The sequence below is a fragment of the Lysobacter sp. TAB13 genome (genome assembly GCF_052113885.1).
Taxonomy (GTDB): Bacteria; Pseudomonadota; Gammaproteobacteria; order Xanthomonadales; family Xanthomonadaceae; genus Lysobacter; species Lysobacter gummosus.
On record NZ_JBFRDR010000024.1, the window covers coordinates 1 to 16,539 of the forward strand.

Consider the following 16,539-nt stretch of genomic DNA (forward strand, 5'->3'; position numbering starts at 1 on the left):
GAGATCCAGTGCCCAACAGCGCACGAGCGCCCGAAATCGGGCCTCGCTGATTTTCGAACGGCTGTAGTACCTGTTTTTCTTTTGCATTTCAGGAAGATAGCTGCGTTATGGGACAGCTTTGCTTCCTAAGACCCTTGAAAAAGGGGGCGGCGCGCTGCGTTGGTTCGATGTTTGAACTTGCYTTCATCGCGCGGGGGATTTGCTCTTTGCGGTGATGGGCGAGCAAGAGCGAATCCCCCCTCCCCCCCTTTTTCAGAGGGGGGGAACAGCAACGGCAACAGCAACAGCAGCGATTTCGAACAAGCGCGTCAATTCGCCCCCTTTGAAAAAGGGGGCGGCGCGCTGCGTTGGTTCGATGTTTGAACTTGCTTTCATCGCGCGGGGGATTTGCTCTTGCGGTGATGGGCGAGCAAGAGCGAATCCCCCCTGCCCCCCTTTTTCAAAGGGGGGAACAGCAACGGCAACAGCAACGGCACCGCCAGCAACAACCGCTACCACGACGCCACATCACGCAACCGGCTTGACCCACGACACGTCCGCGCATTCGTCGATGTCAGTCACATGCTGCAGCGCAAGAACCCGCTTCGCGCGACAGCGGTTTCCGTGACGCGCAACGGGGCAATAGCGGTCACCGGCAGCCGCATTCGCGGTCAATCTGCCCCCGCACGACGAAACACGCCGTATCGCGGTTGACCCTTCACGCCCCCACGGCTATCCAGACGCTGCAGTACGGAGGGGAACCCGGTCGCGCGCATGCCCTAGCACGCGCCGGAGCGCGTTTGCCTCCTCCCTTCATGACGATCAAAGGAGAGAGACATCATGGCACTGAGCCGTCACGTGGCCGTCGTCCTTCTGGGCGGCGCCGTCGCCCTGTCCAGCCTGCCCTCGCAGGCCGAGCAAGGCGATTACGGTTTCTTCGAAACGATCCGCAACCTGATTTCGCCGCCCAAGGCGAACAACAAGGTCCAACCCGCGCAGCGCACCGGCCAATACCCGCTGCTGAGCCGCGATACCGCACGCGCCGACGGATTCGATCCGGCCGCGTACTACCAATGGCAGACCGTGCAACTGCCGGCGGAAACCGGCGCGATCTGCGGCAACGGTTCGCCGTACAAGGTCTTCGTCAATCGCGTCCCCAACACCACCAACACCATCATCTACATGGAAGGCGGCGGCGCGTGCTGGGACTACGCCAGTTGCACCGGCGCCACCGGCGTGCGCGGCGCGCGCAATCCCAACGGCGTGCCCGACGACTACATGAAGCTGCTCAATCCGGGCGCCAGCCTGGTCAGCCCGTTCGTGACCCGCGTCAGCCCGTTCGATGCGGTCAAGACCCAGGGCTGGAACATGGTCTACGTGCCCTACTGCACCGGCGATATCTACAGCGGCGACAAGGTCGCGGTGTACGACGATCCCACCGGGCAGAAGCCGCCGCTGGTGTGGCACCACAACGGCCTGCGCAACACGCGCGCGATCACCGCATGGCTGAAGGACAACCTGCCGCGTCCGGGCCAGATGCTCAGCACCGGCTGCAGCGCCGGCGGCGCCGGCAGCCTGATCTCCTACGACTCGGTGCGCAGCGATCTGGCCCCCACCAGCGCCTACCTGATCGACGATTCCGGCCCGATCTTCCCCACCCCGCGCAACGGCAATCCGGCCGAATATCCCTCGCAGCCGCTGATGAGCAAGATCCGCGAAGTGTGGGGCCTGGACGCGCCGAACGGCCCGCTGGCCTTCCTCGCCGCGGGTCTGCCGCAGATCGATCTCAACGAACTGGGCTCGATCTATCCCGCGCTGGCCAATAAGCACCGCAACGATCGCCTGGGCCAGACGCATTTCTGGCAGGACCTGAACTATTCGTCGTATTCGTATGAGCGTTTCCACGACGACATCCAGCAGGCGCCGACGCAAGCGGCCAAGGAAGCGCTGATCCACGCCAAGTGGGGCACCGACACCCAGCGGCTGGCCGCGCGCTTGAACGGCCTGGACAATTTCGGCGGCTATTTCCCGCAGTACCGCGCCTTGAACGAAAGCCACTGCACGACCATCGTCGATTTCAAGAACGGCGACGTGCAGGCGCAGAACCTGGAGCTGAAGAACTTCATCGACAGCGTTCTGGACGGCAACGGCAAGGTGCTAGACGCCAGCGAAGCCAGCGATGCGGCCGACAAGGCCAAGCCGTTCAACCTGCTGTACTGGCTGGTCGATCAGCTGTTGGCCTGACGGGCGATGACGGCATGAAACGCAATCCAGTCATGCTGGGCCTGGCCCTGACCGTCGTGGCGTTCGCCACGGCGGTCAGTCTGGGCTGGCTGCCGATGTATCCGGCCCGCGCCGACACAACGCCGGCGCCGGCCGCGGTCACCGCGATCGCCAACGCCAGCCGCGGCACGCCGCTGCAGAGTCTGCTCGCCACGCCGCAAGCGCGCAGCTATCAACAACGCCAGCGCTTCCAGAACGAGGCCCGCGATTTTTTCCGCGACGCCTCCTCGCTGGGCCCGGTCGAACGCGAACGCCGCGCGCAGACGCTGCAACACGAGATCGACGGCTACGAACAGGCGCGCGAACTGTCGGCCGGCGAAAGCCTGATGCTGCGGATCGGCCTGATCCAGGCCACGGTGGCCGATCCGTCCCAGCAAAAGGCGATGGTGCAGCAACTGGCGCAACGCTATCGCGCCGACGCGCAGCGCCGCGAGCAGCAATGGGTGGATCAGCAGCAACACGATCCGCGCTTTCAAAGCTATAAGCAGCGCGAACAGATCGTGGTCGCCGAGGTCATGGCGATGCAGGTCATCCCCAGCGGCCTGACCCGCAACGAGTACCTGCGCCAGCGCCTGCAGGCCGAGCGCGAGCGGATCTACCGGTGACCAACCGCCGCCGGTAGTCACGAAAAGTCCCCCTTTCAGGAGGGGGCAGCGCGCGAGGCTGCCGCGAAGCCTGCCCCAGCCCCGCGGCGTATTTGCCCGCGAAAACGACACCGCCGCCCCCTCCGGATCACGCCCGGCGCGCCGAGTCAATGCGCCCACGCCGCGCCCTGCCCAAGCATCGATGCCGGTCACGCCGGGACCGCGACCGGGTGCCCGCGCGGCTTCCATCGTCTGCAATGTCGCGCCGATACACTCGACCCCGCGAGGCCGCGCCGCCGTGCGGCGGCGGCCCGCGCACACCGCGCGCGCAGCACGCGCCCTGGCCGAACCGAGGAACCCGATGCAGGTGGAAACGAACGATTACGTCGAGCTGAAAAGCGAGATCCTCGACGGCATGCGCAGCTATAAGGAAGACCTCGCCCAGGACGGCGCCGATGCGGGTTACAGCGACGGCGAGATCGAGGAGTGCGAGCGCATCATCGACCGTTTCCTCGACGCCATCGTCGCGGCCCAGGGCGACCGCATCGCCGGACGGGCGGCGATCAAGCAGGCCGTGCTGGCGCTCAACGCGCTCAACGCCCGCTGCGGCTACAACCTGATCGAAACCGACCAGCGCGAAGGATTGTGCGAACTGATCCTGGGCGCGGCCGCGCAGGCCGGCGCGGTGCAGCGCGAGGAAGACATCACCGAGCAATGGCGCGAGTGGTAAGCACGCAGCCGTGATGCGCGAACAATAAAAAAACCGGGCCCGCGAACGGGCCCGGCTTGTCGTCGAACGATCAAGACCCCGCGATCAGCGCGGCGTCACCGTCAGCGCCACCCGCAGCGCGACCTTCGGCCGCACCGGATCGTCGCTGGCCACGCACACATAACCGATGTGCGCGCCCTGCGCGAGGCCACGGGTGTCGATGCGCACTCGGTTGGCGATACTGCCCTGCGCCGGCACCCGGCCGAACGCGCGCGTCGGCGCGCCGATCCACGGCGCACCGCAGGCGCTTTCGCCCTGGATGTCGAAGGCCAGCCCGGCGAAACCGGCGCCGGCGATCCAGCTGCCCGCCCCGCTCGCGTTCGGCGCGATGGTGCGGAACTGGCTGTCGCCCACGTTGGAGGCGAACCACACCCAACGGTTGGCGAAGCTGGTGCGCGCGTGCACCACCAGCCAGTAATGGCCCGGCGGCAATTGCACGTTCTGTCCGGCGGCGGCGAGATCCAGGGTGATGTTGGCCCCGTCGATCTTCACCCCGGCCGCGTTCGGCGCCGCGGTATAGCTCCACACCGCCGCGCCGGCCAGCGGATTGCTGCTGGGGTTGCCGGCGTTGTCGCTATACACGCTCCAGCTCAGACTGGTGGCGGTGCTCGCCAGCGACGAACCGCTGGACACGAACCCTTCCGAGAACAGCTTGGACAGGCGCGTGCTGTCGGTGAGGACGAAATCGTCCGCCGAGAACTGCGCCGGCAAGCCGACCGTGGCCGGATCGGTGTAGAGCGTGCTGCGGAAACCGCTGTTGACGCCTTCGGCCGTGGAGTGCGTGACCGTGCGCGAGGCGGTGCCGGTGTTGTCGATCTGGAACTCCAGCGCCGACGCGCTGCGATTGCCGATGCTGAAATCGGCGAAACCGCGGCTGCCGGCCGGCAGGCTCAGGGCCACCTGCTCGGGCGTGAGCACGATCTGCGGCGGCGGCACCGCGATGGCGATCGGCAGGTGCAGCTGCGGCGAGTCGCGGCCGATCAGCGGCTTGAGTTCGACCTGGCCGAAATGCCACGCGCCGTCCTTCGCATACGAGTTGCTCAGCACGATCACCTTGAGCTTGGTGGTCTGGCCCGGTCCCGACAGCAACAGCGGCGGGAACGCGATGCCCTGCACGCCCTTGACCTGCACCAGATACAACTGCAGGCCGTTGCCGGCGTGACGGAAGGTGCGCTCGAAGGTGCAGCTGTTGACGCACTCGCGCTTGTCCAGGCTGGCCAGATTCAACGCGGACACGTCGCCGCCGGTGGACGGATCGGCGGCGAGGAAGTTCGCCGTCGTCTCATTGAGCACCAGCCCCGCGTGCACCGCCTGATCCACCTGGATGCGGCCCGAGCCCATCGCGAAGGCGTCGGCTGGAGTGACCTCATCTTCTTTGAAGACCTTCGGCGTGGCGGTCATCATCAACGCCGACTTGATCTCCGCCGAGGTCCAGCTCGGACGCGCCTGACGCAGCAGCGCGGCGGCGCCGGCCTGATGCGGCGAGGCCATCGAAGTGCCGCTGAGCAGGCCGACCAGATTCTCCGAGCCGCTGACCGTGGTGCCGGACAGCACCGCGAGCACGTTGACGCCGGGCGCGGTGACATCGGGCTTGATCAGATCCAGGCCATCGGTGGGTCCGCGCGAACTGAAGGCGGCCAGCACGTCGGGCGTGTTCGGAATCGGCGTCGGCGGGAAGCCGATGCCGGCGGTGGAAGTGTTGGCGTTGCCCGCGGAGAAATCGCGGATGGCGTCGGCGTCGGTCTGCGCGGCCATGAAGGTCGGGATCGTCGTGCCGGGCACGCTGGGCGATACCACCACGGCCTGGTTGTTGGCGATCACCACGCCGACGGCGCCGGCGTTCTTGGCGTTGTTGACCTTGTCGGTGAAGTTGCAGGTGCCGCGGCGGATCACCGCGATCGCGTTCTGGAACGCATTGGCCGGGAACGCGGCGCAACCGTCGGCGGTGGTGTCGATGCCGGCGCTCACGCGCAGCGGCGTGGTCGGCGGCAGCGAGGCGGTAAACGGCGCGCCGGACACGCCTTCGGTGAGTTGCACCGCCTGCAAGGCCGGCGGCACCGCGCCGGGGCCGGTGACCTGCAGCAGATAGGCGAAGGTGCCGCGGCCGTGCTGGGCCGCCGCGGTGGTCGAAGTCCACGGCTCCTGGTGGCCCATGGTGCTGGCGCCCGGGCCGCTGTTGCCGGCCGCCGCGGCGATGTAGATGCCGGCGTCGGAGGCGTTGAGGAAGGCGAGCGAAACCGACTCGCCCCACGGCGACGCGCCGCCGCCGATGGAGTAATTGATCACGTCCACGCCGTCGGCGATCGCCTGATCCACAGCCGCCACCGCCGAAGTGTTGGGGCATTGGCCCTGGTTGGTCGCGGCGATGGTGTAGCAGATGTCGTAGGCGATCACGTTGGCGTGCGGCGCGACGCCGGAGATGCGCACGTCGCGGCCCTTGAAGTTCGCGGTCCAGGCATTGCCGGCCGCGGTCGAGGCGGTGTGGCTGCCGTGGCCGTTGGTGTCGCCGAAACCGGGCTCTTCGCGCAGTCCAGGAATGCCGCAGGTGTTGCCGGGCGGGCCGCAGACGAAGTCGTAGCCGCCGATCAGTTTGTCGTTGCAACGTCCCTCATCGACGCCGCCGGGCGCGCAGGTGCCCAGGTAATTGCCGCTGCCGTTCGGGTTGACGTGGTGATAGCCGGTGTCGTCGATGGCGGCGAACGCCGGGCTGCCGAAGTTGATGCCGGTGTCGAGCACGCCGACGATCACGCCTTCGCCGCGGAAATTCGCCGGAGTGGAATTCCACAACGCCGGCGCGCCGATCAGCTGCGGGCCCACGTCGGTGGCGAGCGGATACTCGCGGTATTCCTCGACCAGTTCCACGCCGGGCAGTTTGGCGATGCGCGCGGCTTCGTTCTGGCTCATGCGGGTGATCACGCCGTTGACCGCGTGATGCATGCGTCGTTCGATATTGAGCGGACGGCCGATCAAGGCGCGAATGCCGCTTTCGTGATCGCGCTGCACCTGGTCCAGATGCTGCACGTAGCTGCGCGCCTGCGCGCTGCGCACATCGACGCGCCCGCCGGTGCCGCCGCCCGCGCTCTTGGCGGCCGCGGCGCTGTTGGCGTTCTGCGCGCCGGCCAGGCGTTGCGGCGCCGGCAATCCGGCGACCTCGCCGTGATAGGTGCTGAGCGGCGCTTCCTTGAACAACACGATGTAACGGCTGGTCTGGGTTTCCAACGCGCTGTCGGCGCGTTGCGGCGGCGGCGCGCCGCCGATGGTTCCGGCATCGGCCGGACTGTCGTTGCTCAGGCCGCGAACGGCGGCTCCTGCGAGCGCGGCCAGGCCTACCAGGCTGACGGCGATCGTCAATCGATTGACTACGTTGGGCATCGAGAGGTCCTCCACGAATTGCGCGAAGACACCGCCCCACGCCTGCCCCCCTTCCAGGCACGTCGCGGTCCAGTTTGGGGAAGAAGGAATCGGCGTCGGTCAGCATCGTCCGTGCGCCCGACCGCGATCGCGGCCCCGGCCGTCCGTCCTTCCCGTAACGCCCGGCGCATCCGCACGCGCCGGGCCGAACCTTCCTGCCCTGCGCGCACACTGCGCGAGGCGGGAAAGTTACGGCGTGATCATGCGCACATTTTAACTTTGGTTACAGATGCCCATCGCGCATGTTTCGGCATTGAAACGTCATGTTTATGAATTGCACGAAGTTCTGTTGTCTCGTTGCGCATGCGCAAAAAACAAAGGAGCGCCGAAGCGCTCCTTTGTTCGCGACACCGCGTGCAGCGATCGCGTAGTTACCAGCCAAAACCCGCGCCGACGCCGATCGAGCTTTCCGAATCGCTGAACGCGCCGCCCACGGTCACCGTCGCGCGATCGCTGATCGCGCGCTGATAACCGATCGACAGCGCCTGCTCGCCGCCCTGGAAACCGGCGCCGACGGCGACGCGGTTCTGCGTGCGCAGGCCCGAGGCGCTGGCCGACATCTGCACCATCGCCGCGGTCATCGCGCCCATCTTGTCGATGCGCTCGTCCTGCTTGGCGAAGCGCCAGTTCATGTCGTCGCGCAAACGGTTCACCGCTTCGGTCGGCGCGGCCAGCATCTGCGCGACGCGCGAATCGGTGTAGGTGTTGGCGCTGCGCAGCGTCTGCGCATCGCCGGCCTGGACCTGGCCCACGTTCGCCGCATCGGTCGCGGCGGTGCCGTTGGCGACGTTGGACACGCGCGTGCCGCCGGCGCCTTCCAACGCCAGCTGGGTCTTCGATGCGTCGGTGTAGTTCGCCGACAACGCCGAACCGCCAGTGCCGGCCGCGCCTTGCGGGCCCTGCGGACCTTGCGGACCGACCGGGCCTTGCGGGCCGGCAGGAATCGCGGCGATGCGGCCGTACAGATCGGTCAAGCGTCCGTCCACCGCGCCGAATGCCGAGCCCACGTCGTTGAAGCTCGAACCCTGGATCACATAGGTCGGCGGCGTGAACACACCGCCGCCGAAGCTGGCGCCGCCGCCGAGCGCGCCGCTCAGCGTGTTGAGCTGCGAGAGATTCACCGCATCGGTGTCCTGGGTCGCGGCGGCGACGTTGACCAGTTGCCGCTCGCTGCCGGCGGCGCCGAAGGAAACGGTGTTGGCGCGGTCGGCGACCGAGTTGCCGCCGATCGCGACGCTGTCGGCCGCGGTCGCGCTGGCGTTGTTGCCGAGCGCGGCGCTGTTGGCGCCGCTGGCGTTGCTGGTGTTGCCCAGCGCGGTGGCGTTGGCGCCGCCGGCGCTGCTGCTAGCGCCGATCGCGGTGGCGTTGACGCCGCTGGCGCTGGCCGAACTGCCGGCGGCCACGCTCTGCTCGCCGCTGGCGGTGCTGCCGGTGCCGGTGGCGACGCTGCCCAGTCCACTGGCGGTGCTGCCGATGCCGCTGGCGGTGCTCTGATCGCCCGATGCGGTACTGCCGGCGCCGAGCGCGGAACTGGCCTGGCCGCTGGCGGCGCTGCCCTGGCCCACGGCGATGCTCAGATCGCCGGCCGACTGCGCGCCGGAACCGACCGCGACGCTGCCGAAGCCGCCGGCGCTGGCGCCGTTGCCGCAAGCGGTGGCATCGACGCCGTTGGCGGTGGCGCCGCCGGTGTTGACGTTGCCCAGGCCGTCGTCGAGCTGACAGGCCGAACCGGCCCATGCGGACGAACTGGCCAGCAACAGGGCGACGGCGAGAATGGAAGGCTGCATGGTCTTCATGTAATCCCCTGGAACGTGCGGATCGCGGCGCATGCGCGCGCCGACCCGTCGAATGCGGAAACGGGCCGGCCGGATGCCGGCCCGTATGTAGGAGCGCAACGCAGCGGCTCAGCGCTGCGTTGCGCGATCGGCTCGATAGCCGCGCTTACGGCGCCGGCGTCACCGTCAACGCCACTCGCACCGAGACCTTCGGACGCAGCGGATCGTTGCTGGACACGCACACGAAGCCCACGCGCGGGCCCGGTGTCAGACCCGCGGCGCTGATCTGCACCTGGGTGTTGATGCCGGTGGCCGGGTTGAGCCGTCCGAACGCGCGATCGGGCGCGCCGATCCACGACGCGCCGCAGGCGTTGGCGCCCTGCACGTTGAAGGCCTGGCCGGCGAAACCGGTGCTGGCCGTCCATGCGCCGGTGCCGGCGGTGCCCGGCGTGATCGCGCGGAAGATGGTGTCGCCGGTGTTCGAGGCGAACCACACCCAACGGTTGGCGAAGGTGCTGCGCGAGTACACGATCAACCAGTAGCGGCCCGGCGCCAGGTTCACGTTCTGCCCGGCCGCGGCCAGGTTCAAGGTGATGTGCGCGCCGTTGATGGCCACGCCGTTGCCGGTCGGCGCCGACGAATAGCTCCACACGGCCGTGCCCGGGCTGGTCTGCGGATTGCCTTCCGGATTGCCGCCGCTGTCGCGGTAGATCATCCAGGTCAGACCGGTGGACGTGGTCGCCAGTGGCTGGCCGCTGGAGACGAAGCCTTCCGTGTACAGACGGGTGATCTGGGTCGCTTCGGTGACGGTGAAATCGTCCGAGGAGTACTGGCCGGGCGAACCGGCGGTGGCCGGATCGGTGTACTGGGTGCTGCGGAAGCCGCTGCTAACCGCGCCGACCGGCGCATTGACGTAAGTGCGCGTGCCCGAACCGGTGTTATCGATCTGGTAATCGAGCGCGGAACCGCCGGCGTTGTCGATGCGGAAGTTGACCGAACCGGTCGCGCCCGCGGTCAGGCTCAACGCCACTTGGTCCGGCGCCAGCGCGATCGCCGGCGGCGGCACCGAAACCGCGATCGGCAGACGCAGCGTCGGCTGCGCGGTGTTGCCGCCCTGCGGCGTCAGCACCAGCTTGCCGAAGTTCCACGAGCCGTCCTTGGGCAGCGAGCCGCTGAGCACGGTCACCTTGACCGCCTTGCTCTCGCCCGGATTGAGCACCAGCGACAACGGCGTCACCACCACGCTCAGTCCCTCGCCGCGCACGTTCCAGGTCTGGCGCGTGCTCAGCGTGTTGCGGAAGGTGCGGGTGAAGCTGCAGCTGTTCGGGCACTTGGCCTTGCCCATGCTGGGCACGTTCAAGGACGAGGGATCGCCGCCGGTGGCCGGATTGGCCGCGCGGTAATTGGCGGTGGTCTCGTTGAGCACCAGGCCGGCCTTGATCGCCTGATCGACCTGCACGCGGCCGGCGCCCATGGCGAAGGCGTTGGCCTGGGTGACCGAGTCTTCCTTAAACACTTCCTGCTTGGCCGTCATCATCAACGCCGACTTGACCTCGGCCACGGTCCAGGTCGGTTGCGCCTGACGCACCAGCAACGCCGCGCCGGCATGGTGCGGCGAAGCCATCGAGGTGCCGTCCTTGAGGCCGATCTCGTTCTCGCTGCCGCTGATGGTGGTGCCGGCGACGACCGCGAGTACCGCCACGCCGGGCGCGGTGATGTCGGGCTTGACCAGATCGAAGTTGCCGGCCGGGCCCCGCGAGCTGAAGCCGGCGAGTACGTCGGGCGTGTTCGGCAAGGGCGTCGGCGGATAACCGATGCCGGCGGTGGAGGTGTTGGTGTTGGCGGCGGAGAAATCGCGGATCGCGTTGCCGTCGGCCTGGGTGATGCCGAACGCCGGAATGGTCGCGCCCGGAACGCTCGGGATGATGCCGCCTGCGGTGTTGTTGACGACCACCAGCGCGGTGGCGCCGGCCGCCGCGGCGTTGGTGGCCTTGATGGCGAAGCTGCAGGTGCCGCGGCGGATCACCGCGACCGCGCCCTGGAACGTGCCGGCCGGATACGCGGCGCAACCGTCGTCTGCGCCGTTGATGCCGGCGCTCACGCGCAGCGGCGTGGTGCCGGGCAGCGCGGCCGTGAACGCGACGCCGCCGGTGCCTTCCGACAACTGCACGGTCTGCAACGGCGCCGGCACCGCGCCGGGGCCGGTAACCTGCAACAGATAGACGAAATCGCCGCGGCCGTGCTGGGCCGCGGCGGTGGTCGCCGTCCACGGTTCCAGATGGCCGCTGGTGGCCGGGCCGGGGCCGTCGTTGCCGGCCGCGGCGGCGACGTAGATGCCGGCGTCGGTGGCGTTGAGGAACGCCAGCGACACCGCTTCGCTCCACGGATTGGCGCCGCCGCCGATCGAGTAGTTGATCGCATCGACCACGCCGTCGGCGATGGCCTGATCGACCGCGTCGGCCGCCGACACGTTCGGGCACAGGCCCTGACTGGTCGAGACCTTCGTGTAGCACACGTCGTAAGCGATGATGTTGGCGCGCGGCGCCACGCCGGACATATGCACTTGTCGGCCGCGGAAGGTCGCGGTGCGCACGTTGCCGGCGACGGTGGAGGCGACATGGCTGCCGTGACCGTTGGTGTCGCCGAAACCGGGCTCTTCGCGGATGTCGGGCTGGCCGCACTGGTTGGCGCGCGAGGCGCAGACGAAATCGTAGCCGCCGATCAGCTTGTCGTTGCAACGGCCTTCGTCGATGCCGCCGGGCGCGCAGGTGCCCAGGTAGTGGCCGGCGCCGAGCGGATTGATGTGCTGATAACCGGTTTCATCGATCGCGGTGAACGACGGGCTGCCGAAGTTGATGCCCGAATCGAGCACGCCGATCACCATGCCTTCGCCGCGGAAACCGGTGGGCGTGGCGTTCCACAACGCCGGCGCGCCGATCAGCGCGGGGCCGGTATCGGTGGCCATTTCGTATTCGCGGTATTCCTCGACCAACATCACTTCCGGCATCGAGGCGACCTTGGCCGCTTCGTTCTGCGACAGCGTGGTGATGATGCCGTTGAGGGCGTGACGCATGCGCCGCTCGATCCGCAGCTGACGGCCGAGCGCGCGATCGATGCGCTGCTCGTAGCCGCTCTGCAACTGGTCCAGATGGCGGACGTAGTTGCGCGCGTTGACGCTCTTGACGTCGATGCGGCCTTCGCTCGGGCCGGACATCGCCGTCATCGCGCCGCGTCCTTCCAGGCGCGCCGGCGCCGGCAGCCCCTGCACGCTGCCCTTGTAGGTGCTCAGCGGCGCGTCCTTGTACAGCACGATGTAACGCTGGCTCTTGTTCTCCAGGCTGCTGACGCCGGTCGGCGCCGGCGCCGCGCCGATAGCGGCGTTGCCGGCCGTCCCCCCGGACAGGCTCAGCACGCTCGCGCCGGCTATGGCGGCCACGGCCGCTACGCCGAGCGCGATCGAAGTCTTCTTAAACACCTTGTGCATCTGAAACGTCCCCCACTTCAGTGTGCAAAGCAATCCGCCGCACCCGCGCCTCGGCGCGGGCGCGATGGCCCGTGATCAGGATGCGATTCGATTCCGGCACACGATCAGTGCCGAGTGCGCTCCCCTCTAATGCCAACGCGGACAGGCCAACACCCCCCCACCTGCCGGGGCGCTCTTCTGATAAACGGATCAAGTGTTTCTCGGACGAACGGTCGTATCGACAGCCGTCGCCGCTTGACTTCGCGCTAGGCCGGGCTCAGCGCTTGCGCCACGGGCTCAGCAGCCCGCCGCGGTAGACCACCAGATAGGTCGCCACCACCCACGCCGTAGCCACCGCCCACCCGGCCAGGATGTCGGAGGGGTAATGCACCCCCAGGTACAGACGCGAGAACCCCACCAGCGCCACGAACGGCACCATCACCGCCAGCACCGGCCAGCGCCAGCGCGTCGGCCAGCTCAACAGCGCCAGGGTGACCAGCAAGGTCATCGAGCCCATGGCGTGACCGCTGGGGAAACTGTAGTTGTGTTCGGGCGCGATCGAATCCCACAGCGACGGCCGCTCGCGCGCGAAGAATTGCTTGGCGGCGATATTGAGCAGGCCCGAACCGGCCAGCGCGATCGCAGCGAAGCTGGCTTCGCGAAAACGCCGCCGCACGGTCAGCACCGCGACCAGCAGCACATCGAACGGCACCACGCCGTACAGATAGCCCAGTTGCGAGACGATCACGAACAAACGGTCGAAGCCGTCGCGCGCCAGGCTGTGGGCGTACTGCAGCAGCGGCTCATCGAAAACGATGGCTTCCTGCTCGTGGATTTCGTCCGCCAGTTCGGCGAAGCCCCACAGCGGCAGCAGCAGGCCGGCGAACACCAGCAGCAGGCGCCAACCGTGGCGGCGCAGCAGCGCCAGGCCGAAGCGCGCCTCTTGCTCGACCGCGCTGTCGCCGGGACCGCGGCGGAGCGCGGCCCGGTCTTCGTTGGCCGCCGCCGGAGGCTGCGCGGCCGCGCGGGAATCAGGCGCCTGCGAGGCGGGCGCCATAATTGCGTTCGACGTAGGTGTCGATCAGCGCGACGAACTCCTGCGCGATGTTTTCCCCGCGCAAGGTCACCGTCTTCTCGCCGTCCTCGAACACCGGCGCCGACGGCGTCTCGCCCGTGCCCGGCAGCGAGATACCGATGTTGGCGTGACGCGATTCGCCCGGGCCGTTGACGATGCAGCCCATCACCGCGAGGGTGAGGTTCTCCGCGCCCGGATGGGTGATCTTCCACTCCGGCATCTTCGCGCGCACATGCTCCTGCACGGTCTGCGCCAGTTCCTGGAAGAAGGTGCTGGTGGTGCGGCCGCAACCCGGGCAGGCGGTGACCATCGGCGTGAACGCGCGCAGGCCCATGGTCTGCAGCAGTTCCTGCGCGACGATGACTTCGTTGTTGCGCGACTGCCCCGGCTCGGGCGTGAGCGAAATGCGGATGGTGTCGCCGATGCCTTCCTGCAGCAGCACGCCCAGCGCGGCGCTGGAGGCGACGATGCCCTTGCTGCCGATGCCGGCCTCGGTCAAGCCCAGGTGCAGCGCGTACTCGCCGCGGCGGGCCAGTTCGCGATAGACCGCGATCAGTTCCTGCACGCCGCTGACCTTGGCGCTGAGCACGATGCGATCGGCCGGCAGGCCCAGCTCGACCGCGCGCGCGGCCGAGTCCAGAGCCGAGCGGATCAGCGCCTCGCGCAGCACCCGGCCGGCGTCCCAGGGTTCGGCGCGGGCGGCGTTCTCGTCCATCAGCTGGGTAGCCAGCGCCTGGTCCAGCGAGCCCCAGTTAGCGCCGATGCGCACCGGCTTGCCGTACTTGATCGCGAACTCGATCAGGGTGGCGAACTGGCTGTCCTTCTTCTTGCCGAAGCCGACGTTGCCGGGGTTGATGCGGTACTTGCCCAGGGCCTGCGCGCAGGCGGGCTCAGCGGTGAGCAGTTGATGGCCGTTGTAGTGGAAGTCGCCGATGATGGGCACCTCGATGCCCATCATCGCCAGCTTATCGACGATGCGCGGCACCGCCGCGGCGGCTTCCACAGTGTTGACCGTGATCCGCACCAGTTCCGAACCGGCGCGCCACAGTTCGGCGACCTGCTTGGTGGTGGAGGCGACATCGGCGGTGTCGGTGTTGGTCATCGACTGCACCACCACCGGCGCGCCGCCGCCGACCTGAACGCCGCCGACCGTGACCGCGCGGGTCAGGCGTCGCGGCAGAGGGCCGAAACCGGAATGGGCGCAGGGCAAGACGGCATCTGAATTCATGCCGGTATTGTAACGCCGGGGCGCGCGGCTTTCGTGTCGCGGGGGTGAAGCGCGGGGAAACGCTGTGGTGCCGGGGGTTTGCCGTTGTTGGCGGTCGCCGCGGCCGCCGAAACGGCCCAGGGCTGCCGCACGCGATACCATCGTCTCCGCGGCACCGGATATCGGACGTTGGGCATCGAGTCCCCGTCCCTCTCCCAGCCGTCATTCCCGCGAAAGCGGGAATCCAGCGACTTTGACGTCACCCGCACGAAAGTCGCTGGATTCCCGCTTTCGCGGGAATGACGAACAAAGGCCCCGCGTCGCCTCGCCAAACCCGCCCCAGGTCGATCAGCACCCCATGCCCCCCAGCCAGCCCGACGAAGTCCTCACCCCCAGCCAGCTCAACACCCTGGCGCGCAATCTGCTGGAGGACACCTTCCCGCTGATCTGGGTCGAGGGCGAACTGGGCAATCTGTCGCGGCCGTCGTCCGGGCATCTGTACATGACCTTGAAGGACGCCCGCGCCCAGGTCCGCTGCGCGATGTTCAAGCCCAAGAGCAGCTGGCTGAAATTCGTCCCGCGCGAAGGCCTGCGCGTGCTCGCGCGCGGCCGCCTGACCCTGTACGAAGCGCGCGGCGACTATCAGCTGGTGCTGGACCACATGGAAGAGGCCGGCGAAGGCGCGCTGCGGCGCGCGTTCGAGGAACTCAAGGCGCGGCTCACGGCCGAAGGCCTGTTCGACAGCGAGCGCAAGCGCGAGCTGCCGCGGTTCCCCGCGCGCATCGCCATCATCACCTCGCCCAGCGGCGCGGCGGTGCGCGATGTGCTGAGCGTGCTGGCGCGACGCTTCCCGCTGGCGCAGGCCGAGGTGCTGCCGGTGCCGGTGCAGGGCGACGGCGCCGCCGAACGCATCACCGCGATGCTGATGCGCGCGCAGGCCGCGCAGCGTTATGACGTGATCGTGCTGGCGCGCGGCGGCGGTTCGCTGGAAGACTTGTGGGCGTTCAACGACGAACGCCTGGCGCGGGCCATCGCCGCCTCCGCCGTGCCGGTGGTGTCGGCGATCGGACACGAAACCGACTTCACCCTGGCCGACTTCGCCGCCGACGTGCGCGCGCCGACGCCGTCGGTGGCGGCCGAATTGCTGGTGCCGCAACGCGAGGATCTGCTGCATCGCCTGCGCGTGCTCGAAGCGCGCCTGCACAACCTGCACAGCCAACGCCTGCGTCAGGCCATGCAGCGCACCGACCGCGCCGGCCTGCGCCTCAACGCGCTGCGGCCGCAGGCGCGGCTGGCCGCGTTGCGCACGCGCCAGCAGGATGCGCTGCGCCGACTGGAGCAAGCCTGGCGCCTGCGCCTGGAACGCGACGGCGCGCGCCTGCGCCACGCCGACGCGGTGTTGCGCGCGCATCATCCGCAGCGCCGCATCGCCCGCCTGCGCGAGCGCCTGGGCGCCCTCGCCCTGCGCCCGCAGGCCGCCATCGCGCGGCGCCTGCGCGGCGACGCCCTGCGCCTGCGCGGGCTGGCGCGTTCGCTGGAGGCGATCAGTCCGCTGGCGACGGTCGCGCGCGGCTATTCGATCCTGCAGCGCGGCGACGGCCGCGTCGTGCGCAGCGTCCTCGACGCCGCCCCCGGCGATCGCCTGACCGCGCGGGTGCACGACGGCCAGTTGAAGGTGCGGGTCGAGGACAACGAGTCCTGAAAAATGCATCGAAGTCTTTTGTAGGAGGGGCTTCAGCCCCGATGCTTTCGGCTCCGATCGCTTCGGCAAACCGGTTTCGGAGATTCAAAGCGATCGGAGCGAAGAGCATCGGGGCTGAAGCCCCTCCTACAAAAGACTTCGATGCTTGTGCGATGCCTGATTCACAAGGCATCGGGCTTTTCCGATCCTGGCGACCCGGTCATGCATAGCCCGCACCGTTCCACCGCCATCGCCCACCGCTAACATCGTTTGCGCGAGCATCGACGGACTCGGGCCCTGCCCGCTCCCGGA

10 protein-coding genes and 1 pseudogene are annotated in these 16,539 nt (G+C 68.4%); 5 read left to right on the forward strand and 6 right to left on the reverse strand.

Translation table 11 applies throughout. From position 1 onward, the window contains the following. Window positions 1-87 (reverse strand): annotated as a pseudogene (locus tag AB4Y92_RS21360) (IS1595 family transposase); the annotation flags it as partial. A gap of 732 nt (window positions 88-819) precedes the next feature. On the opposite strand from AB4Y92_RS21360, the gene AB4Y92_RS21365 reads away from it, so the two are divergent. From AB4Y92_RS21365 to AB4Y92_RS21375, 3 genes are all read left to right on the forward strand, one after another. Further along, a complete protein-coding gene (locus AB4Y92_RS21365; protein ID WP_441821496.1) occupies window positions 820-2,223 on the forward strand; it encodes a pectin acetylesterase-family hydrolase in 1,404 nt (467 codons plus the stop codon). A 14-nt stretch (window positions 2,224-2,237) separates the two neighbouring features. Further along, complete coding sequence (locus tag AB4Y92_RS21370; protein WP_441821497.1) at window positions 2,238-2,867, forward strand: hypothetical protein; 630 nt, start codon at window positions 2,238-2,240, stop codon at window positions 2,865-2,867. 340 nt (window positions 2,868-3,207) lie between these two features. After that, window positions 3,208-3,576 (forward strand): hypothetical protein, encoded by a 369-nt coding sequence (locus AB4Y92_RS21375; protein WP_441821498.1) that lies wholly within the window; start codon window positions 3,208-3,210, stop codon window positions 3,574-3,576. An 84-nt stretch (window positions 3,577-3,660) separates the two neighbouring features. Here AB4Y92_RS21375 and AB4Y92_RS21380 read toward each other — a convergent pair whose 3' ends face one another. The 5 genes from AB4Y92_RS21380 to ispG form a co-directional block, all read right to left on the reverse strand. Continuing rightward, entirely contained in the window at window positions 3,661-6,987 is a 3,327-nt protein-coding gene (locus tag AB4Y92_RS21380) for a S8 family serine peptidase (protein ID WP_441821499.1), read from the reverse strand. A 410-nt stretch (window positions 6,988-7,397) separates the two neighbouring features. Continuing rightward, window positions 7,398-8,822 carry a YadA-like family protein gene (locus AB4Y92_RS21385; protein ID WP_441821500.1) on the reverse strand — a complete coding sequence of 475 codons (1,425 nt, stop codon included), beginning with the start codon at window positions 8,820-8,822 and terminating at the stop codon, window positions 7,398-7,400. A 145-nt stretch (window positions 8,823-8,967) separates the two neighbouring features. Then, complete coding sequence (locus AB4Y92_RS21390; protein ID WP_441821501.1) at window positions 8,968-12,285, reverse strand: S8 family serine peptidase; 3,318 nt, start codon at window positions 12,283-12,285, stop codon at window positions 8,968-8,970. A 256-nt stretch (window positions 12,286-12,541) separates the two neighbouring features. Then, on the reverse strand, window positions 12,542-13,321 hold the full coding sequence (locus AB4Y92_RS21395) for a phosphatase PAP2 family protein (RefSeq protein WP_441821502.1): 780 nt from the start codon (window positions 13,319-13,321) through the stop codon (window positions 12,542-12,544). Next, on the reverse strand, window positions 13,296-14,567 hold the full coding sequence (gene ispG / locus AB4Y92_RS21400; RefSeq protein WP_235110030.1) for a flavodoxin-dependent (E)-4-hydroxy-3-methylbut-2-enyl-diphosphate synthase: 1,272 nt from the start codon (window positions 14,565-14,567) through the stop codon (window positions 13,296-13,298). Before ispG ends, AB4Y92_RS21395 begins: the two co-directional genes overlap by 26 nt. 337 nt (window positions 14,568-14,904) lie before the next feature. On the opposite strand from ispG, the gene xseA reads away from it, so the two are divergent. Continuing rightward, window positions 14,905-16,248 (forward strand): exodeoxyribonuclease VII large subunit, encoded by a 1,344-nt coding sequence (xseA, locus tag AB4Y92_RS21405; protein WP_441821503.1) that lies wholly within the window; start codon window positions 14,905-14,907, stop codon window positions 16,246-16,248. Then, window positions 16,245-16,457 carry a DUF6053 domain-containing protein gene (locus AB4Y92_RS21410; protein ID WP_441821545.1) on the forward strand — a complete coding sequence of 71 codons (213 nt, stop codon included), beginning with the start codon at window positions 16,245-16,247 and terminating at the stop codon, window positions 16,455-16,457. The genes xseA and AB4Y92_RS21410 overlap by 4 nt, the downstream gene beginning before the upstream one ends. Window positions 16,458-16,539: the final 82 nt, after the last annotated feature.